The following is a 19,773-nucleotide window of genomic DNA, read 5'->3' as shown; positions in this document are numbered from 1 at the left end:
ACCGATGTTCACTGGTCAAGCCGGGGCCAGAGGTCTGCGTAACTGTTCGTTGCGCTGGATCGGCTGGCCTACAATTCCAATTACTAGCGCTTTGTTGTGCCCGTCACAGGGCAGGCAAGGTGGGGCCAACGTTGTCCCTTCCATACGCACGATTCCGAGGAAGGACGTCTCCCATGACCCATCTTCATAACCCCGGGTGGTCCGAAAATATCGAACCTCAGGGTGCCATGTCTCCATTCAAGCGCTTTGCCGCGCTTCCGAAGGCTCAGGGTCTTTACAACCCTGACAAGGAGAAGGACGCCTGCGGCCTGGCTATTATTGCCACGCTCCGCGGGGAACCGGGATACGACATCGTGGAAGCGGCATTGACCGCCCTCCGCAATCTCGAACACCGCGGCGCCGTGGGCGCCGATGAAGGTACCGGCGACGGTGCGGGCCTGCTCATGCAGGTTCCCGACGAGTTCTTCCGGGCCGTCACCGAATTCGAACTGCCAGCCCCGGGCCAGTACGTGGTGGGCACCGCCTTCCTTCCCGCTGAGTCCCGTGAAGCCGAGACTGCGAAGGCCGGCATTGAAGCACTTGCTGCTGACGAGGGCCTGACGGTTCTCGGCTGGCGTGAGGTTCCCGTGGTCGCCGACCTCGTAGGCGCCATGGCACGGGCCTGTATGCCGTACTTCTCTCAGCCGTTCTTTGCCTCCGCCACCGGTGAGCAGCTTGAGCACAACGAGCTGGACTCCCGCGCCTGGCGTATCCGCAAGCGTGCCCAGAACAAGTTCGGCGTGTACTTCCCGTCCCTGTCCTCGCGCACCATTGTGTACAAGGGCATGCTGACCACCGCCCAGCTGGAGCCGTTCTACCCGGACCTTTCGGATAAGCGCTTCAAGACGAAGCTCGCTATCGTCCACTCGCGCTTCTCCACCAACACGTTCCCGTCATGGCCGTTGGCGCAGCCTTTCCGCACCATCGCCCACAACGGTGAGATCAACACGGTCAAGGGCAACCGCAACTGGATGCGTGCCCGCCAGTCCCAGCTGGCCAGCCCGCTGCTGGGCTCGGTCCCCGAAGAGCTGTACCCGATCTGCACCCCTGGTGCCTCGGACTCCGCTTCCTTCGACGAGGTAGCCGAGCTCCTCTGGCTGTCCGGCCGCCCCATCACGCACTCCATCATGATGATGATTCCGGAAGCGTGGGAGAACCACGCCACCATGGATCCCGCCCGCCGTGCGTTTTACGAGTACCACTCACTGCTCATGGAGCCGTGGGATGGCCCGGCCGCTGTCTCCTTCACCGACGGCAACCTCGTCGGCGCAACGCTGGACCGCAACGGCCTGCGCCCGGGACGGTACTGGATCACCGAAGACGGCCTCATCATCTTCGCCTCCGAAGTTGGCGTGATCGAGGTGGAGCCTTCCAACGTGGTCAAGAAGGGACGTGTTGCTCCCGGCAAGATGTTCCTGGTGGACACTGAGTCCGGACGCATCATCGACGACACCGAGGTCAAGGCCGAGGTCGCTGCAGCAAACCCCTGGGCCGAGTGGCTCAAGGACAACCTGATCGACATCAACGAGCTCCCCGAGCGCGAGCACGTTGTTCACACGGCTGCCTCCGTGAACATCCGTCAGCGCACCTTTGGTTACACCACCGAAGAGCTGAAGATCCTGCTCGGCCCGATGGCCCGTACCGGCGCTGAGCCCTTGGGCGCCATGGGTTCGGACACTCCTGTTGCTGTGCTCTCCAAGCGTCCGCGCCTGTTGTTCGACTACTTCGTGCAGTCCTTTGCCCAGGTCACCAACCCGCCGCTTGATGCCATCCGCGAAGAGCTGGTCACCTCACTGAAGTGCGCCATCGGTCCCAACGGCAACCTGTTGGATGGCAAGCAGGTCCGCCAGCCGCAGATCTCCCTGCCGTTCCCCGTGATCAACAACGACCAGCTCGCCAAGATCGCGAACATTGAAAGCCCCGACGGCGACCGCATCGCCATGAAGGTCCGTGGCCTTTACCGCCCAGAGGGTGGAGAGGCGGCACTCCGTGCACGCCTGACCGAGATCTGCGAGCAGGTCTCCGGTGCAATCAACCGTGGCGTGCAGTACGTTGTGCTGTCCGACCGTGACTCCAACGCGCAGTGGGCTCCGATTCCTTCGCTCCTGCTGGTCAGCGCAGTCCACCACCACCTGCTCCGCAGCGCCAACCGCACCAAGACCGCACTCGTGGTTGAGGCCGGCGACGTCCGCGAGACTCACCACGTGGCGGTACTCATTGGTTACGGTGCATCTGCCGTCAACCCGTACCTGGCCATGGAATCGGTTGAACAGCTGATCTCCAACGGCGACGTCACAGGCGTCACTGCCGAAGACGGCGTCTACAACCTCATCAAGGGCCTCGGCAAGGGTGTCCTGAAGATCATGTCCAAGATGGGCATCTCCACTGTGGCTTCCTATACGGGCGCCCAGACTTTCGAAGCTTTGGGCCTGTCCCAGGAGCTCGTGGACGAATTCTTCTCCGGCACGCACTCCCAGCTGGGCGGCGTCGGCCTGGACGTCATCGCCGCGGAAGTTTCGGCACGCCACCAGATGGCGTACCCGGAAGGCGGCATCGAGCACCCGCACCAGCCGTTGCTCGGAGGCGGCGAGTACCAGTGGCGACGCGACGGCGAACCGCACCTCTTCAACCCGGAGACGGTCTTCCGCCTGCAGCACGCCACCCGCGAACGCCGCTACGACATCTTCAAGTCCTACACCAAGGGCATTGACGATCAGTCCGAGAACCTGATGACCCTTCGCGGGCTCCTTAAGTTCAAGGACGGTGTCCGTCCGGCTGTTCCGCTCGAGGAAGTGGAGCCTGTCTCCAGCATCGTGAAGCGTTTCTCCACGGGTGCAATGAGCTACGGCTCCATCTCGAAGGAAGCCCACGAGACCCTGGCAATTGCCATGAACCGTCTGGGTGCCAAGTCCAACACCGGTGAAGGTGGCGAGGACGTGGATCGCCTGCTGGACCCGGAACGCCGCTCTGCCATCAAACAGATCGCTTCCGGCCGTTTCGGCGTCACCAGCCTGTACCTGACCAACGCCGATGACATCCAGATCAAGATGGCGCAGGGTGCCAAGCCCGGCGAAGGTGGCCAGCTGATGGCCCAGAAGGTCTACCCCTGGGTAGCCCGGACGCGTCACTCCACCCCCGGCGTCGGACTCATTTCACCGCCCCCGCACCACGACATCTACTCGATCGAAGACCTCGCGCAGCTCATCTACGATGCCAAGCGCGCCAACCCTTCAGCCCGGGTCCACGTGAAGCTGGTGTCGGAAGTCGGGATCGGCACGGTGGCGTCCGGCGTCACCAAGGCCAAGGCCGACGTCGTGCTTGTTTCAGGTCACGACGGCGGTACCGGCGCCTCGCCGCTGAACTCGCTGAAGCACGCGGGTGTGCCCTGGGAACTTGGCCTCGCCGAGACCCAGCAGACCCTCATGCTCAACGGTCTCCGTGACCGCGTGGTGGTTCAGGTTGACGGTCAGCTCAAGACTGGACGCGACGTTGTCATTGCTGCCCTGCTGGGTGGCGAGGAATACGGCTTCGCGACTGCACCGCTGGTTGTTTCCGGCTGCATCATGATGCGTGTTTGCCACCTGGACACCTGCCCTGTGGGTGTCGCCACGCAGAACCCCGAGCTCCGCTCCCGGTTCAACGGCAAGCCCGAATTCGTGGTCAACTTCTTCGAGTTCCTCGCAGAAGAAGTCCGCGAAATCCTGGCCGAGCTCGGATTCCGCAGCCTGGAAGAGGCAATCGGCCACGCCGAAGTCCTGGACACCCGCGAAGCGATCAACCACTGGAAAGCCGAAGGGCTGGACCTCGATCCCATCCTGCATGGGCTCGAGTTCGACGACGACGTGCCGTTGCGCAACATGACCGGCCAGAACCACGAGCTGGACAAGCACTTTGACCAGCGGCTGATCACCATGGCGCAGGAAGCACTCAGCGACCGCATGCCCGTCAAGATCACCCTGGACGTCATCAACACGGACCGTTCCGTGGGTACGATGCTCGGCCACGTGGTGACCAAGACGTTCAGCACCGATGTGCTGGCGACCGATACGATCGATGTGACGCTGAACGGTACTGCCGGCCAGTCCCTCGGGGCTTTCCTGCCTGCCGGTATCACGCTGCGCATGTTCGGCGACTCCAACGACTACGTCGGCAAGGGCCTCTCCGGTGGACGGATCATCGTTCGCCCGGACCGCACCAACGTGTTCCAGGCGGAGCGCAACGTCATTGCCGGCAACGTGATCGGCTATGGCGCCACCAGCGGTGAAATGTTCCTGCGTGGCCAGGTTGGCGAACGCTTCCTGGTCCGTAACTCCGGTGCGACCGCCGTCGTCGAAGGTATTGGCGATCACGGTTGCGAATACATGACCGGTGGCCAGACACTGATCATCGGCCGTACCGGCCGCAACTTCGGTGCCGGCATGTCCGGTGGTACTGCCTACGTACTGGACCTGCAGCCTGAGCGCGTCAACAAGATGGCCCTCGATACCGGTGAACTCCAGCTCCTGGAGCTCGACGCCGAGGACCGTGACATCGTTCACGGCCTGCTGACCAAGCACGTCGAGGAAACCGAATCCGTCCTGGCCGGCCGTCTGCTCGAGAACTTCGACGACACCGCCGCCCGCATCACCAAAGTACTGCCGCGCGACTACGCCGCAGTCCTGCAAACCCGTCTCGACGCCATCGAAGAGGGCCTTGACCCCGATGGCGAAGAAGTATGGTCTCGAATCCTGGAGGTAACCGGTGGCTGATCCACGCGGATTTCTGAAAGTCCGGCAGCGCGAGACGCAGCCACGCCGTCCCGTTCCCGTCCGCATCATGGACTGGAAAGAAGTTTACGAAGCCCAGGAAAGGGGCGTCCTTAAGAGCCAGGCGGGACGCTGCATGGACTGCGGCGTACCGTTCTGCCACCAGGGTTGCCCGCTGGGTAACCTCATTCCCGAGTGGAACGACCTCGTGTGGCGGGATAAGGGTGAAGAAGCTATTGAGCGCCTTCACGCCACGAACAACTTCCCGGAGTTCACCGGCCGTCTTTGCCCTGCACCCTGTGAAGCGTCCTGCGTGCTGGGGATCAACCAGCCTGCCGTGACCATCAAGCAGGTTGAGGTTTCGATCATCGACCAGGCCTTCGACAACGACTGGGTCCAGCCCCTTCCTCCCACACGCCTCACCGGCAAGACGGTGGCTGTGGTTGGTTCCGGTCCTGCCGGCTTGGCCGTGGCACAGCAGCTGACCCGAGTGGGCCACACCGTTGCTGTGTACGAGCGAGACGACAAGATCGGCGGCCTGCTCCGCTACGGTATCCCCGACTTCAAAATGGAGAAGGAACAGGTTGACCGTCGCCTGGAGCAGATGAAGGCCGAAGGCACGCGCTTCCGGACCGGCGTCGCTGTGGGTACCGATGTGACCTGGGAGCAGCTACGACGCCGTTACGACGCCGTTGTTGTCGCCACCGGCGCCACCGTCCCGCGTGACCTGCCCATCCCGGGCCGTGACCTTGAGGGTGTCCACTTCGCCATGGATTACCTTGTTCCGTCCAACCGCAAGGTGGCGGGGGAGAACCCCGAGAACCACATCGATGCGCGCGGCAAGCACGTTGTCATCCTTGGTGGTGGCGATACCGGTGCTGACTGCATCGGCACCGCCCACCGCCACCAGGCTGCCTCGGTGACCACGCTCGCGATCGGCAAGCAGCCGCCCGCCGAACGCGCCACCCACCAGCCGTGGCCAACGTTCCCCACCCTTTTCGAGGTCGCCAGCGCCCACGAAGAAGGCGGCGAACGTACCTACCTTGCATCAACCGTTGAGTTCGTTGGAGAAAACGGCAAGCTCACCGGCGTTAAAGTTGCTGAAACCGAGTTCGTGGACGGCAAACGCCTGCCCAAGGCCGGTACAGAACGAATCATTCCAGCTGATCTTGTGTTCTTGAGCCTGGGCTTTACCGGTGCTGAGCCGGCAGGTATCACGGAGCAGGTCAGTGCAGAATTCGACGGTCGGGGCAACGTTGCCCGCGACGGCTACTACATGACGAACACTGAGGGAGTGTTTGTTGCCGGTGATGCCGGACGTGGCCAGTCACTGATTGTGTGGGCCATTGCGGAAGGCCGTGCGTGCGCGGCTGCAGTGGACAGGTTCCTGATGGGAAGCACCATCCTCCCGGCACCGGTCGCCCCCACCGACCGGGCGATAGCGGTCTTATAGCGCCGGCAGGAACACTTCTTTTACTCAATCAGCATGACTACTTAGGGTAGGTATATGAGACGCGCGAAAATTGTGGCAACTTTCGGCCCGGCAATCTCCAGCTTCGAGAACACCCTCGCGGTGCTGGAGGCCGGCGTTGACGTTGCTCGCATGAACATGAGCCACGGCGACTACTCCGTGCATGACAACACCTACGAAAACGTCCGCAAGGCTGCCGCCCAGCTGGGCAAGCCCGTGGCCATCATGGCCGACCTCCAGGGACCCAAAATCCGCTTGGGTCGGTTTGTTGACGGCCCGCACGAGCTGGCTGTGGGCGACACTTTCACCATCACCACCGAAGACGTCCCGGGCACCAAGGACATCTGCTCCACCACGTTGAAGAGCCTCACCGAAGACGTCAACGTGGGCGACGCCCTGCTCATTGACGACGGCAAGGTGGCTCTGCGGGCCCTCGAGGTTGACGACGTCAAGGTTGTCACCACTGTCACGGTTGGTGGCAAGGTGTCCAACAACAAGGGCATCAACCTGCCCGGTGTTGCCGTCAACGTCCCCGCATTGAGCGAAAAGGATGAGGATGACCTTCGCTGGGCCCTCAAGCGCGGCGCCGACCTCATTGCCCTCTCGTTCGTGCGTGATGCCTCTGACATCAAGCGCGTCCACGAGATCATGGATGAAGAAGGCCGCCGTGTGCCGGTGATCGCCAAGATCGAAAAGCCGCAGGCCGTGGAGCAGCTCCACGAAATCATCGACGCCTTCGATGCCATCATGGTTGCCCGTGGCGACCTCGGTGTTGAACTGCCGCTCGAAGAGGTGCCGATCGTCCAGAAGCGCGCCATTGAACTGGCACGCCGTTGGGCCAAGCCGGTCATCGTGGCAACCCAGGTCCTGGAATCCATGATCGATAACCCGCGTCCGACGCGCGCCGAGGCTTCCGACTGCGCCAATGCAGTCCTCGACGGCGCCGATGCAGTCATGCTCTCCGGCGAGACCTCGGTGGGCCAGTACCCCATCGAAACCGTCAAGGTCATGGCCCGGATCATCGAATCCACCGAGGTTCACGGTCTTGAGCGCGTCCCCCCGCTGGGAACCAAGCCCAAGACCCGCGGTGGCGCCATCACCCGTGCCGCCGTCGAAATCGCCGACCAGCTGGACGCAAAGTACATCTGTACTTTCACCCAGTCCGGCGACTCGGCACGACGCCTCTCGCGCCTGCGCCCGGTCAAGCCGGTCTTCGCGTTCACACCGGTTGAGCACGTCTGGAACCAGCTGGCCCTCACCTGGGGCATCCAGCCGGTGCTGGTTCCCTCCGTGGGCCACACCGACGAGATGACTGCACAGGTGGACAAGAGCCTGCTGGAAATGGATCTCGTGGACGAAGGCGACCTGGTTGTCATCGCTGCTGGTTCCCCTCCAGGACAGGCCGGTTCCACGAACTCGCTGAAGGTCCACAAGGTAGGCGACCTCGCCGACACCTCCAAGACCGACGACGGTTCACGCAAGGAACCCGTTGGCCCGTGGCCGGAAAAGAAGTCCAAGGCCAAGAGCTAGTTCTTCAGTTTTCGTTTTGCGAAGTGGGTCCCGCCGTGCGGCGGGGCCCACTTTGTTTTGTGGTGATGACGACGGCGGCCGCCCACCTCGCGTGAGGTGAGCGGCCGCCGTCGTGCGTTTACTGCTTGGGGCGTTAGTTGACCTGGTTGATGATGGTTTCGGCAACCTCACGCATGCTGAGGCGGCGGTCCATGGAGGTCTTCTGGATCCAGCGGAAAGCTTCCGGCTCCGTCAGGCCCATCTTGGTGGTCAGGAGGCTCTTGGCGCGCTCTACAAGCTTGCGTGTGGCGAACTGCTCCTGGAGATCGGAAACCTCGTTCTCAAGCGCCTTAATCTCCTCATGACGGGAGAGGGCGATCTCGATGGCCGGGATGAGGTCCGCGGGGGAGAACGGCTTGACGACGTACGCCATGGCGCCGGCGTCGCGTGCGCGCTCCACCAGTTCCTTCTGGCTGAAAGCGGTCAGCAGCACAACAGGTGCAATGCGTGCCTTGACGATCTTCTCAGCTGCCGAAATGCCGTCCATGACGGGCATCTTCACGTCCATGAGGACAAGGTCAGGCTTGAGTTCCTCGGCCAACTGAACGGCCTTCTCGCCGTTGTCTGCCTCTCCTACGACGTCGTATCCCTCGCCCTTCAAAATCTCGATAATGTCCAGGCGGATGAGGGTCTCATCCTCGGCTACGACAACGCGTCGGGCCGGCTGGGCTGTGGACGTGGACTCCGTCTGTTCGGTCACGGGATCTCCTTGAAAAGGTTCGGCGGGTTCATGTCCATCTTAGTGTGGACTCTTTGATGGCTGGTTTTTGTTGCATCAGCGCGCCCGGTTCTTTGAATCAGCCTATCTGCATGTATAGTAATTTCGCGTGCTGGGAAAGGATCGCGTTGCTCACAGACACGAGCAGTCAGCGAGAATTAACTTCCCGGTAATCCGCGCCCGAGTGGCGGAATTGGCAGACGCGCTGCACTCAAAATGCAGTATCGAAAGGTGTGTGGGTTCGAGTCCCACCTCGGGCACAGTAATGTCGCAGGTCAGGGGCCTATATGGCCCCTGACTGTTGACAAAACCCCCAAATCTGTTGACACGGAACTAGCATTTTTATGTGGCTAGTATCCGGAAACGCGTCAAAAAGGACGGCTCTTCGTCCTTCATGGTGGTCTGGCGCGACCCCAAGATCCGGAAGCAGCAGGGCATCACTGTCGACTCCGCGCATGAGGCTGAAACGCTCAAGCGGTTGCTCGATGCGAACGGTCAATCCTTCGAGATCGCCCAGCAGGCACTTCTGGACAACAGGGCGAAGATACCCACGGTTGGGGAAGTCATCCAGGAGCACATCGACCTCCTGATCCGGCCGTCGAGCGGGACCGTCAAGACGTATCAGACGATGCTTGATCTCCATGTGCAAAAGGTCATCGGCCACGTGCCTGTCGACAAGCTGGACTACCGGATGATCGCCTACTGGGTGAAGTCCATGATGGCCAAGGGACGCTCACCGAAGACGATCAAGAATGTCCACGGGCTGATCTCGGCGTCGATGAACACCGCAGAGATGCTCGGCTACATCACGCGCAATCCGTGCCGGGGCGTGCAACTGCCGAGCGTTGAGAAGGCCGACGATGAAATGATGTTTCTCACCCACGCGGAGTTCGGGTTGATCATGGACGGGATGGGGGAGCGGTACCGGGACTTCACCAACTTCCTGGTCATGACCGGAACACGCTTTGGGGAGGCCACGGCACTAACCGTCGCGGATATCGATTTGTTGGGCAAACCGGCAACAGCTCGGATCAACAAAGCGTGGAAGCGGGACGGGCAGAACCAGTTCTACATCGGCCCGACGAAGACCGGCGCGGGCAAGAGGACTATCGGGTTGAATCCGGCGCTGGTTGAACTGCTGATCCCCCTGGTGGCTGGGCGTCCGAGCAGCGATCTGCTGTTCACTACGCCAAAGGGCGAGCGGATTGTCCATAAACTGTTCTGGCACCACTACTGGATGCCGGCGGTCAAGGCTGCGCAAGAACGCGGCTTGCGTAAGAGCCCGCGCATTCACGATCTACGGCATACGCATGCCTCGTGGCTGATTCAGGACGGTGTTCCCATCTTCACGATCTCGCGTCGGTTAGGGCACGCGTCAACCCGGACCACAGAGGGCGTTTATGGGCACCTCATGCCGGAAGCTCTGCAGGCTGGGGCGGATGCGACGGAGCGCTCGGTGTCGGCATTTATGCGGTGAAGCGATTCTGGTCCGTCAGGAGACGAGTCGATTGCGGGCACGTGTGCCGATAAGTCTGGCGCTGGTTGTGTTGGCGCCGTGCGTCGATGATGTCGGGTGGGACGTTGGCAAGATCTCGCTGAGCCTGGCTATTTCGGCGATGTGCTCAGACGTGAAGACGATCTTTCCCTTGCCCCAGCACGCGTGCGGGAACCGACCGCTCGCCGCACCGTCGCGCAGCCAACCTTCACTGCAGCGCATGAAGGCCGCTGCCTCGGCAGGTTCGAAGAATTCTAGGTCCATTTCAATCCAATCCTGCTTTACGACTCTGGTACTTCATTTGGCTGGCCCTCGCTAAGTACATGACGGCAAGAAGCGGATGGACTGTTCAACGGCGCATCTGGGCAGGTGAACGCCAACCCTAATTGGTCTCCAACCGACGCCTTGCTAATCACTTGTCGTCCACCAAAGTGAAAGGCCAAGTGCAGCGACTAGAGGACCTCTTTTCCTTATTGTCAGCGCATCCGTAGGCAATTTGGGCAATACTGGCTGCGGCCGAAACCAACAGCGAAGCGGTGTGTCCCTTATGTGAAGTCCTGCACTGGTCGATTAGTAGTGGAGCGAGGAACTGCAGGGCGTACACATGTGCAGGATCGCCGTGGGTTCCGCCGGCGCGCCACTGCTGACGTTCTGAAAAGCCTATGGCAACCGCCTGGCCCCAGATTCGGATCCGGGGCCAGGCGGTGAAATGCCGAGGGCCTCGAAGGACCAGTGGCGTAGTCGGTGATACTGGGGTAAGTTTCACCTGTTTTTCAGGCTGACTACGTCCATTTTTCTGCGACGGAGATTCCCAGCAGGGCGTCGGGTCCTTCACACATCATGTGGCCCCGCCACTGTTAGACCCCGATATCAGCGTTTTGTCAGTGACTTATAGAATCGCCAGTCTCCGTTTCCGTTGTTGTCATATTGGAAGCACCTGCGCATAGCGTCGATGGCGTTGAGAACGCCGATCAAAGATGGTGCCGAGAACGACGACGCGCCGGAAGTGCCGTAGTGGCTGACCCAATTCGCGATGATAGAGGGCGCATGCCGAGTCTTAAGGTCGGTTATCTGCTGAGCTGAGAGAATAATCTGGCTGGCCGCTTCGTGGATCTTTACCGCGTAAACAATGGCATCAAGGCAACTGCTTACCATCTTTTGATGATCATTCACGGCAAGGTCCAAGGGGACCGGAACCTGCACCTTCTTTATGATTTGCTGAAGTACAAACTCAAGGTACTGGCGAATAAGGCCTGAACCCTCCTGGATTTGTCCCGCAAGCAAGAAGCGTTCGGCTTCGGTCCTCAGTCGGTCCGGATTCTGTCCGTGGGCTGTCACTGGCGTCAGGGGTGGCCACCCCTGCAGTTTCTGATGCTTCCAGCCGGGCTCCGCGTCGAGTCGGTCAAAATATTTTTCTAGTGCCACGTCGTGACTGAAAAGGATGAACTGGAGGCCGTCCGAACGAAGCGGCACCTGGAACTTGGTTCTGATCTGCTCCATGAGGTGGTACTGGTGACCGGAGTCGAAGCTCGAGGTTGCATCATCCAGCACTATGAAACGCGGCGTATTCGTGTGGGTAACTGCAGCCGAGAGGAATACGGAGATTGCTAGAGCATTCCTGTAACTTTCCGAAAGTAGTGCGCGAGCAGAAACGTTCTGCGCACCGTGGAAACTCGAGAGTTCAACAGTCATGTTTTCGTCAGTTCCGGGCCGTGCCAACTCTGGAACTATATCGCCTGCGGACATAACTTCCGCAAACATTTGCTGGTATTCGGAGCGTAGTTTTACTAGAGTTCTGTTCGAAAGTTCTGATTCGGCCGTCGAGAAGATCGCATGGGCCTGTCCTATGAAAGTCTTCCAGCGCTCGAACTTGGAGAGTGTCGATGACGTCGTTACGAGTTTCGCTTTTGCACTGACGTACTCGTTAAGAGCGCGACCAGCCGCTTGTGCGGAAGAAATCTGAGCGGTAAGTGTGACCAATGAAGGCGGAATCTTCTGTTGAAGATTGGCTATCGACCCTTCCACCTCATCTCTCTTAGATTTGAGTCGCGTCTCAAGAAGGGAGAGTCGCTTCTGTGCGCGTTTCAGGACAAGTTCAGTAACAGTTCCTTCAGCGGCAGTCTGACTGAGGACAGAGTTCTCCATTTCTTCCCCCGACACGTTCAAGACAGGCAATCCCTCAAGAAGGGCCAGTCGCTTAAACAATGAGCTGTCAAGTATGAGCCGCTGTAGCGTCTCTCTACTGGAATTCACCTGCCTGAAGCTGGCGAGGGCTTCTTCTACCGTCTTGGAGATGGGATCCTCCAGTGAACTGTCACAAAGGGGGCAAGTGTGCGTGTCCCAAGTTGTATCAGTCTTAAGGAAGTGATCGGCAGCGGTGTTGAGCCTGTGTACGTGTTCGCCCTTCGACCGCCCTACGAGGTCTTCGTGCGCCGCTACGGCGGCACAGAGTGGTTGTATATCTATCTCTTCGCTTGAATCGGCGTCTTTTACGTTAGATAGGACCAATTGTTGTTCGACCAGTGTCTCCAGCTGCTTTCGCTCTGAACCACCCTCAGCCCCGATAATTGTCTCCCGAAGTCGAGCGAAGTCAACATCATCCAAGTCTTTGCCTTGCAGTTCTGCATTAAGGAGAGGAACTCTTCGGAGCGAGTTGAGGAGTGTGTCTCCCCACTCGTTAAACTTTGAAACATCGGCAATCTGCAATCCTGTAACTTCGGTATATAGGCGACTAAACCTATCAAGAGAACTACCGACTCCCTGCTGCGCAGTAGCCTTTTGAGCGTCAATCTCAGCAATGGAGAAATCATTCCGGAATGTTTGGGTATTCTCGACTGTCCGGAGCATTCGTCTAAACTGCGCGTAATCCGACAGTCCTAGCAGTGAGGAGAATGAACGCCCGCGGTTTAGTGAAGTATCTTCAATGAAGCGCGTGAATGTCGAATAGTCCAGGAGTGTGAAATCCTGATTGAGAGAATCTAGAAGACCTTTTGGATCTGGATGGTTGGTCGCGCTCTGTATGGTCCTCTGGCCAGATGATGATCGCTTGACTTCAATCTCGACATCAGGCGTGCCATTGTCAGGTTTGAGCTTTAGCCTGATAGTTGCTTCGCGGGTTGAATGAAAAAGATTGGATAGGTAGCTGTCCGAATTTTCACTTGCCTGCATATTGGCAAGCCTCGGCACCTTACCGTGAATGGCATATTGTAGCGCCTCAAATATCGAGCTTTTTCCGGTTCCGTTAGGAGCAAATACTGAGTTCACTGAGTTTGGGTCAAACTTTAGGACAAGTGGAGCTCCTTCATTCCTTATCCCTCGGAATCCCTCGACAGATAGTTCGGAGAGGAAATACCTAGGCCCCCGTGCCGGGGATGCAGGGATTGGGCTCGATGAATTGTCACTTGCCTCGGCGTGATCTGTTGCGCAGCCGGCGTGCTCCTGCTTGCCTGGTTTCGGATCCTCTAACTTTAGGACTGCATCTTTGATAAGCGCATTGAAGGTTGGTCTGATGCTTCTTCGATTCTCCTCTGTTGTGACACCTTGCAGGAGTGGGATGTAATCCCTCAAGATCTGAGCCATTGGAGCATCAATCGATTCCAAATGTTTCAGATATGGCAGTAGATCCTCCGATAGTCCGGATCCACTAAAAACTACGTCAGGCAAAAGATTCCCCGTCCCCATGAACGCTGCGAGTTGCAGTGTGGTTAGTCAACTCGTTCGACGATACTAGGCAACGCGGGATTCGACCGACGGCACTCCGAAGGTGGCCTTCTCCGGTCAGCGGGCGGGTGCAGAGCGGAACGTTGTTGCTGTGTTCGGGTGGGCTTGCGCGGGGCTCGCCGCCGCGGTATTCCGAGGTGAGTGCCAGAAGGTCCTTGCAAACCGGTTAATCGGAAATCTGCTCTGGACATGTCCAGAGCCGGGACGTTCAATAGACTTTAGGGTTCGCGATAGGCTAGTGCCGCCATCAGCGCTGAATCACCACGAACCGAGGATGAATGCATCACCGGGGATGCTCATGAACAGCAATTCATATCCTTCAGGACGATCGTCGGCGGAACGTGCGGCGATGGCCTTCGATTCCTTGATGCTGCCGGCTCATCTGAGCTTGGATCGTCTGGTCAAGGTGGTCGAAGGGGTCCGGCGCCGTCCTATTGAAATCGAAACTGCAGGCTTCCTAAATGGCGGCTCAGTGTGCGGCCTATGGCTTTCAACAGACGAAGTCGAAGTCATCCTTCATGCAGTCAGCCCGTCGGGGCTGCACCGGCAACAGTTTGTACTTCACGAGCTGGGGCACATGGTCTTGCGACACGACGAGCTCGTCGTTCCCGTGGACTATGTGGGAGCTCTTTTCCCGAACCTCCCGGCGGGGCTGGTCCGACGTGTCTTGGCGCGTACGAGCTTCAGCGATGAATTGGAGGCGGCTGCGGAATCCCTCGCGGACCTCTTCGCCGCAGCGATTAGGAACAGTGCGAGGGAGCCGAGGTCCTTCGAAAGGGTGTTCGGATGATCCAGGTTTCAGCCGCGGTGTTGATTTGGCTGCTGGTCGTTTGTCTATTGCCCGGTGTACGCAGACGGAGAGACCACAGCGTGCTGACTGCGGCCATCACGATCGCGCTGGCACTCACGCTGAACATCGACCCGGTCTACTCGAGTCTTGACGCGGGGTTCGGTAGCCGGAACTACGTGGACCTTATGGCCAATGTCTCAATGGTCGTAGGCATCTACTTCCTCTCAAAGGCAATCATCCGGGCAGCGACCCCCGACGAAATGGGAGGGCGGCGAGACACGCCTGGATTAGTTGTCTTAGGCATCGTGATTGTGGGGCTTGCATTCAGCTTCAGCTTCATCTCCACGCAAATAAGCTCAACGCGTTTCATGCTGGATTACGGGGATCAGTTCCCGGCTGCTGTGTACTCAGCAATCCAGTTCGTATACATCGGCTACGTGGTCAGTGTTACTGGAGTCACGTGCTTTCGGTTCCGTGCTGACATGTTCAGGGCTCATTACCGCCTAGCATTCACGTTCATTGGAATTGGCTGCGTGCTTGCTGTGGTGCTTGTTTCGCTGGTGCTGATCATGAACACCCTGCATCTGCAGGGGCGGCTCGAGGCGATGCGCGCTGTGTCGCCTGCCTATGACGCGACCGTAGTTGGAGCTATGGCCTTTCTTTGTGTGGGCCTAGCCATACCTCCCGTTGCTCGCCGTGTACTACGCCACAAAGAATCTGGAACCGAAGATGAGCTGGTACGTGGCTTGGAGGGCGTCTGGGAAAAGACGGCCGGGATGCGGCAAGACGTTCGCCTCCAGCTGGGCACTGAATTCCTACCTCAGGACGAACCGGGCCGAAGGCTCCATAGGATGCTCGTGGAAGTGCAGGACGCTCTTTTGGTGGAACCAGGATTAGCGAGCTCCTTGGATATTCGTGACTTAATGGTCTTAAGTGCTGCCGAGAACTATCTAGCTGGACCACTTGACCATCGATCTGCGGTTCGGAAACGAAGAGGGGAACGGGCGCTATGACGGAAGATGGTGCCGGCGGCTCCGAGGCACCGCAGACGCGACTTGCCCGGAAGCTAAACCTGCTTCTCGATCTCTACGAAGCCGGTGGCGCAGAGACTTTGACCTACCCGGAGATCAGCAAGCGCATGAGCCAGTGCGGGACGCCTCTGTCACGGTCCCGATGGGCGTACATGCGCAGCGGAGACAGTTCCATGGCTACTGATGCCGCCTTGCTGCGGAATCTGTCTGAGTTCTTCGGGGTGGATCCAGACTTCCTACTCGACGATCTAGGCGAGGTACCGAGTCTGGTCGAAGCCCAGCTGGAGCTTCTCCGCACTCTTCGTGAGACCCGGGTGCGCAATTTCGCAGCCCGTCAGCTGCAGGGGATCTCTCCGGAAACCTTGGAGAGGCTCCGCCGGGTCATCGACGACCGAAGGAACCAGGACGGAGTGCATGGTGCCGGTGATTTCTAGGCGTGCGGCCATGGCTGTCGGACTGACGACGGTATCGGTCGCGATGCTGGCCAGCCTTGCTGGCGCGGCCTATTTTGCACGCCAGGTAGTCGTGCCGCAATACCGTCGGCGCGAGGATCTCTGCGTTCGATCCGTGGGCACGCGTGATGATGGGCGACTCCTCATCGAACTTCCGGCGACCAAACACACCACGGCTCCTGGACGGTACAGCTTATGGTTTGGCGATGGGATAGGCCATGCCTGCCTGGGACCCGTCGTTGAAGCCAGCCCGGACCGAGGATCGGTGACCCGTGTGGTGGAGCGCGTGGACTCCGGAGGCCTCAAACAAGCAGCCGCAGGCATCTGGAGTGGATATGTGTACTCTGAGCCGCATCAACTTGGCCTGCCTTACCGGAACGTTGAGATTGCAGTCGAAAGTGGTGTCGCTCCGGCCTGGAGGTTCGACCCACTGGAAGCTGCCAACGCAACTGGAACCTGGGCGATCCACGTCCACGGAATGGGCGGGAGGAGAGCGGGGACGCTGCGCGGCATACCGGTCTCGCGACGGCTGGGACTGACCTCGCTGGTTGTCTCGTTTCGAAACGACGGTGACGCCCCGCCGTCGTCCGATGGGCGGTACCGACTTGGGGAAACCGAGTGGCGGGACGTCGAAGCCGCCATAAGCTACGCCGCAGCGGAAGGCGCTACACGCATTGTGATCTTCGGATGGTCGTTGGGCGCAGCCATCGCCTTACAAACGGCAACCTCGTCAGTACATGCTCCGCGAATAATCGGTATGGTTCTCGACGCGCCCGTCTTCGACTGGCGGACAACCTTGCGTGCGAATGCACAGACTGCCGGCTTGCCGGGGCCAGTGGTCCGACTGGGCTTCACCGTCCTGCAAAGCAAGGCCCTTCGGTGGGTAACTGGCCTTGCCGAACCGATCAATCTTGATGCCATGGATTGGCTAGCGCGGGCGGCGGAACTGAAGCAACCGATCCTCGTCCTCCATGGAAAGAAGGACGACACCACGCCATTCGAAGCGTCCAAGCAGGCTGCCACCCTCCGGCCGGACTTCGTCAGATTGGTGGCGTTCGAATCGGAGGGCCACTCTTTGGAATGGAATGCAGATCCCGACAAGTGGGAGCAATCCGTTGAGGACTGGTTTCGCGGCCTCGCCTTGCCTGACGCTAATCCAAAGCGAGCGGTGGCGCAGGCGTAGGCGGCGACTGTACTGAGTACTGGACTGCCAGATCGTTGAGTTGGCTCTCGATGATTGACGAACGGGCGGAGAAGCCCTCGCCGTCTAAATTTTGAACGAGGCCGGCTGACTCGAGTATGAGGAGATGACGCCGAATTGTGGCCCTGGATGTCCGGAGCTCTGAGGCCAAGACCGTAGGGGTGGTCGGTCCACTCCCAATCAAGAAGCGAAGTATCTGAGTGCGTGTTCGGTTCATCAAGATGGATGTCGGCATGCAAACCACGGCTCAAAGTTCGAAAGTTGATTGCTGTAGACGGGTCTACAGCAATCAGGATACGCCCCCGAGTGGTCCACGCAACAGATTCGAGCCGCAATTGATTGTTTCGGTATGGCGCTCGCGGAATACTGATGGCGAAGGAGCTACATCCCTAGGCGGTAGACGATCGAAAGGTGGAGCATGCCAGCGACAGACGCAAGCCGTAACGGTGAGCTACCGCAGGCAACGCTCGCGCGCCGGTTGAATCTCTTGCTCGACGTCGTTGTTGCCGAGAGGGGTTCGCCGGTCACCTTTAGGGAAATTGAGGCCGGCCTCCAGGCTCGAGGCGTCAAGATTTCGCGGGCCCGCTGGTTCTACATGAAGGACGGAACGGGCCGCCTGGTCAGCGATCCACAGTTGCTCACCGCCATTTGCGAGATGTTCGACGTCGATCCCTCCTATCTTCTGAACGGCGTCGAGGGGGATATTCCAGAACGGATCGACTCGCAGCTGGAGTTCGTGAAGTCTTTGAGAGCGGCTCGGGTGAAGACCTTTGCCGTCAGGACCTTGGGGGATGTCTCGCCGGAAACGTTGCGTGCTATCTCCGAATATCTGAATAAGGACATCGATCTCCACCCGCATGGTGAGAGGGCGGCGGCTACTCCTCCAGGACATACCGAAGGTGAGCGTCCAGCAACTCCTTGATGCGCGTGGGATTGGCTGAGTAGCGAGGGGAACGGCCGTGGCGCCGGCCGGCGGGAACATCGACGACGATGGCCCCAACCTGTTCCAAGGCAACCAGATGCTTGGCGACACTGGGCTCTCCGGCGCTCACGGAATCCACGATGTCGCCGCGCGTGGCAGGGCCGAACGTCGTGAGGAACCTCAGTATCTCGTTTCTGGCCCTGTTGCCGAACGTGGCCACAGCTGCCTCGACATCGGGCGACCAAGCGTCGTCGTGAGGCTGCGTAATCCGTGGCATGGCTCAATTCTTACCGAACAACATGAAAAAAGTAAGAAGCGCACTCTTGACGATACTTAAAGTATCTTCGACAATACTTTTTAGATGCTTCGATTATTGGTTCGGTTCAGCCGGCCATGACCACGTCGCTGCAGTGCGGCGAACGTCTGTGAACTCTAGCTATTTGAAGCGGTGAGGGCGATGAGCCTGAACGACAACGTTGAGCAAGCCGAAGAACTACAGTCAGGGCCCGGGGCGGTGGAAATCTCCCTAACGCGTCCACCCGATCCGACATTGTTGGTATCTGTTGACCAGATGATGGGAGCCGTAGAAGGGGTGCGGCGATACGTTGTCTCCCACCTTGCCCATATCGGGCGTGCATGCGATGTCGACGACGTTCTGCAGGATATTCGTGTGGCGGTCTGGGATGGAGTGGCCCGGGGGCACTACCGCCAACTTCCTGGAGTCCCGTTTGAGGCTTGGGTGCAGGGCGTGACATCCAATATCTGTGCCGCCCATGCTCGTCGCGAGCTCAACCACAAGACCCTGCCTCTATTGCTCGACCCCACGGGTGAGGAGGTTGCTGGATCCTGGGGACAGGTATCAGCCATCCTCATTGCACAGGACAATCCCGAAACTCAGGAGATTATCGACCACGAGTGGGCGGTCATGGTTCTTCAGTTGACTCGCGAAGCCGTGTCAGCCCCGACGTGGCGTATGGCCGTTGAGAGCCTCACCGCACCCAGGCAGTACGCCCTCCCAACCCAGCATGACCGCCGTCGTTGGAACGCAGTCACCGCGGTACGGCAGACCGCGAAGACCGTCAGCCTGGCTCTGGACATCGCGCCTGGCAGCATTAGCGATATCGGTCAGCTCTGTCAGCGGGCCGTTGAATGCCTGCCAAGTGCCCTGCTGCGCGCCGTCGCCAAGACGATCGTTCTTCCCGAGATTCATGGGCCGGAACGGCAAGCCGCGATTGCCCGCTTGGCGCGGGAGCTGGGGGTCTCTGATCGCTATGTTGCCGTGCAGATCGGCACTGCGCGGCGTCTTTACCAAACCGCCTGGCGGATAGTGCGCACGGCGGCCTCTTTCTGATCCTCGGGGGCTACTCTTCCGCAGTTGACGACTAGCGCCTCTGGAGGTCGTGAACCATGAGCATTCGAAGGGCAAATGCGGTTCGGCCGCGCTTATGTCGATGGGTCCTTGGACTAACGGTCCTTCTGGTTGTCGTCGGCTCATTGGCGCTGCTAATCGCGTTGCCTTCCAAAGGGCCGGCAATGGGTGCGCCGGATTCTCCCGTAGCTTCGGCACCAGCACCGAGTGCGTCAACTGCCTCGCCACGCCCCACAATTCGCCCCTCGGGA

15 protein-coding genes and 1 tRNA gene are annotated in these 19,773 nt (G+C 59.5%); 11 read left to right on the top strand and 5 right to left on the bottom strand.

Annotated features, from left to right (window positions below; genetic code table 11):
- Positions 1–173 precede the first annotated feature (173 nt).
- The 3 genes from gltB to pyk are packed head-to-tail and all read left to right on the top strand — an operon-like array spanning position 174 to position 7,785.
- A complete protein-coding gene (gene gltB / locus ACZ881_RS12700; RefSeq protein ID WP_476115945.1) occupies positions 174–4,787 on the top strand; it encodes a glutamate synthase large subunit in 4,614 nt (1,537 codons plus the stop codon).
- Positions 4,780–6,237, top strand: a complete 1,458-nt coding sequence (locus ACZ881_RS12695) for a glutamate synthase subunit beta (protein ID WP_476115943.1) — start codon at positions 4,780–4,782, stop codon at positions 6,235–6,237. Before gltB ends, ACZ881_RS12695 begins: the two co-directional genes overlap by 8 nt.
- Before the next feature lie 54 nt (positions 6,238–6,291).
- Entirely contained in the window at positions 6,292–7,785 is a 1,494-nt protein-coding gene (gene pyk / locus ACZ881_RS12690) for a pyruvate kinase (RefSeq protein WP_091466802.1), read from the top strand.
- A gap of 133 nt (positions 7,786–7,918) precedes the next feature.
- On the opposite strand, the gene ACZ881_RS12685 is transcribed toward pyk, so the two are convergent.
- Positions 7,919–8,524, bottom strand: a complete 606-nt coding sequence (locus tag ACZ881_RS12685; protein WP_011774540.1) for an ANTAR domain-containing response regulator — start codon at positions 8,522–8,524, stop codon at positions 7,919–7,921.
- A gap of 196 nt (positions 8,525–8,720) precedes the next feature.
- Here ACZ881_RS12685 and ACZ881_RS12680 point away from each other — a divergent pair.
- Together ACZ881_RS12680 and ACZ881_RS12675 are read left to right on the top strand one after the other, a co-directional pair.
- Positions 8,721–8,802: transfer RNA gene (locus ACZ881_RS12680), tRNA-Leu, on the top strand.
- A 134-nt stretch (positions 8,803–8,936) separates the two neighbouring features.
- Complete coding sequence (locus ACZ881_RS12675) at positions 8,937–10,019, top strand: tyrosine-type recombinase/integrase (protein WP_476115941.1); 1,083 nt, start codon at positions 8,937–8,939, stop codon at positions 10,017–10,019.
- Positions 10,020–10,034: 15 nt separating this feature from the next.
- On the opposite strand, the gene ACZ881_RS12670 is transcribed toward ACZ881_RS12675, so the two are convergent.
- Positions 10,035–10,301, bottom strand: coding sequence for a hypothetical protein (locus ACZ881_RS12670; RefSeq protein ID WP_476115939.1), 267 nt, complete (start codon positions 10,299–10,301; stop codon positions 10,035–10,037).
- Positions 10,302–10,907: 606 nt separating this feature from the next.
- Positions 10,908–13,616: an ATP-binding protein gene (locus tag ACZ881_RS12665; protein ID WP_476115936.1), complete on the bottom strand. Its 2,709-nt coding sequence runs from the start codon at positions 13,614–13,616 to the stop codon at positions 10,908–10,910.
- Positions 13,617–14,055: 439 nt separating this feature from the next.
- On the opposite strand from ACZ881_RS12665, the gene ACZ881_RS12660 reads away from it, so the two are divergent.
- The 4 genes from ACZ881_RS12660 (at position 14,056) to ACZ881_RS12645 (ending at position 17,213) form a co-directional block, all read left to right on the top strand.
- Positions 14,056–14,547 (top strand): hypothetical protein, encoded by a 492-nt coding sequence (locus ACZ881_RS12660; RefSeq protein WP_476115934.1) that lies wholly within the window; start codon positions 14,056–14,058, stop codon positions 14,545–14,547.
- An 80-nt stretch (positions 14,548–14,627) separates the two neighbouring features.
- The gene (locus tag ACZ881_RS12655) at positions 14,628–15,560 is read left to right on the top strand and encodes a hypothetical protein (RefSeq protein ID WP_476115932.1); all 933 of its coding nucleotides are present in this window, start codon (positions 14,628–14,630) and stop codon (positions 15,558–15,560) included.
- Positions 15,557–16,012: a hypothetical protein gene (locus ACZ881_RS12650; RefSeq protein ID WP_476115930.1), complete on the top strand. Its 456-nt coding sequence runs from the start codon at positions 15,557–15,559 to the stop codon at positions 16,010–16,012. The genes ACZ881_RS12655 and ACZ881_RS12650 overlap by 4 nt, the downstream gene beginning before the upstream one ends.
- A 10-nt stretch (positions 16,013–16,022) precedes the next feature.
- Positions 16,023–17,213: an alpha/beta hydrolase family protein gene (locus ACZ881_RS12645; RefSeq protein WP_476115928.1), complete on the top strand. Its 1,191-nt coding sequence runs from the start codon at positions 16,023–16,025 to the stop codon at positions 17,211–17,213.
- On the opposite strand, the gene ACZ881_RS12640 is transcribed toward ACZ881_RS12645, so the two are convergent.
- Entirely contained in the window at positions 17,182–17,448 is a 267-nt protein-coding gene (locus ACZ881_RS12640; RefSeq protein ID WP_476115926.1) for a helix-turn-helix domain-containing protein, read from the bottom strand. The genes ACZ881_RS12645 and ACZ881_RS12640 overlap by 32 nt on opposite strands.
- A 201-nt stretch (positions 17,449–17,649) precedes the next feature.
- Between ACZ881_RS12640 and ACZ881_RS12635 the strand changes: the two genes are divergently transcribed.
- Entirely contained in the window at positions 17,650–18,153 is a 504-nt protein-coding gene (locus ACZ881_RS12635; protein ID WP_476115924.1) for a hypothetical protein, read from the top strand.
- Here ACZ881_RS12635 and ACZ881_RS12630 read toward each other — a convergent pair.
- Complete coding sequence (locus ACZ881_RS12630) at positions 18,107–18,430, bottom strand: ArsR/SmtB family transcription factor (protein ID WP_274258199.1); 324 nt, start codon at positions 18,428–18,430, stop codon at positions 18,107–18,109. The two genes, ACZ881_RS12635 and ACZ881_RS12630, sit on opposite strands and share 47 nt — an antisense overlap.
- Before the next feature lie 180 nt (positions 18,431–18,610).
- Here ACZ881_RS12630 and ACZ881_RS12625 point away from each other — a divergent pair, with 180 nt between their 5' ends.
- Positions 18,611–19,504 carry a hypothetical protein gene (locus ACZ881_RS12625; protein WP_476115921.1) on the top strand — a complete coding sequence of 298 codons (894 nt, stop codon included), beginning with the start codon at positions 18,611–18,613 and terminating at the stop codon, positions 19,502–19,504.
- The last annotated feature ends 269 nt before the right edge of the window (positions 19,505–19,773 follow it).

It is taken from the genome of Paenarthrobacter sp. TE3676 (genome assembly GCF_056279165.1).
The sequence above is the reverse complement of the archived record's forward strand: the minus strand, read 5'-3'. Positions and strand labels throughout refer to the sequence as shown.

Bases quoted from the DNA above. Each gene is read 5' to 3' on its own strand.
- gltB (WP_476115945.1), top strand. From the start codon at position 174: ATGACCCATCTTCATAACCCCGGGTGGTCCGAAAATATCGAACCTCAG.
- pyk (WP_091466802.1), top strand. From the start codon at position 6,292: ATGAGACGCGCGAAAATTGTGGCAACTTTCGGCCCGGCAATCTCCAGC.
- ACZ881_RS12675 (WP_476115941.1), top strand. From the start codon at position 8,937: ATGGTGGTCTGGCGCGACCCCAAGATCCGGAAGCAGCAGGGCATCACT.
- ACZ881_RS12670 (WP_476115939.1), bottom strand. From the start codon at position 10,301: ATGGACCTAGAATTCTTCGAACCTGCCGAGGCAGCGGCCTTCATGCGC.
- ACZ881_RS12665 (WP_476115936.1), bottom strand. From the start codon at position 13,616: ATGGCTCAGATCTTGAGGGATTACATCCCACTCCTGCAAGGTGTCACA.
- ACZ881_RS12660 (WP_476115934.1), top strand. From the start codon at position 14,056: ATGAACAGCAATTCATATCCTTCAGGACGATCGTCGGCGGAACGTGCG.
- ACZ881_RS12650 (WP_476115930.1), top strand. From the start codon at position 15,557: ATGACGGAAGATGGTGCCGGCGGCTCCGAGGCACCGCAGACGCGACTT.
- ACZ881_RS12645 (WP_476115928.1), top strand. From the start codon at position 16,023: ATGGCTGTCGGACTGACGACGGTATCGGTCGCGATGCTGGCCAGCCTT.
- ACZ881_RS12640 (WP_476115926.1), bottom strand. From the start codon at position 17,448: ATGAACCGAACACGCACTCAGATACTTCGCTTCTTGATTGGGAGTGGA.
- ACZ881_RS12635 (WP_476115924.1), top strand. From the start codon at position 17,650: ATGCCAGCGACAGACGCAAGCCGTAACGGTGAGCTACCGCAGGCAACG.
- ACZ881_RS12630 (WP_274258199.1), bottom strand. From the start codon at position 18,430: ATGCCACGGATTACGCAGCCTCACGACGACGCTTGGTCGCCCGATGTC.
- ACZ881_RS12625 (WP_476115921.1), top strand. From the start codon at position 18,611: ATGAGCCTGAACGACAACGTTGAGCAAGCCGAAGAACTACAGTCAGGG.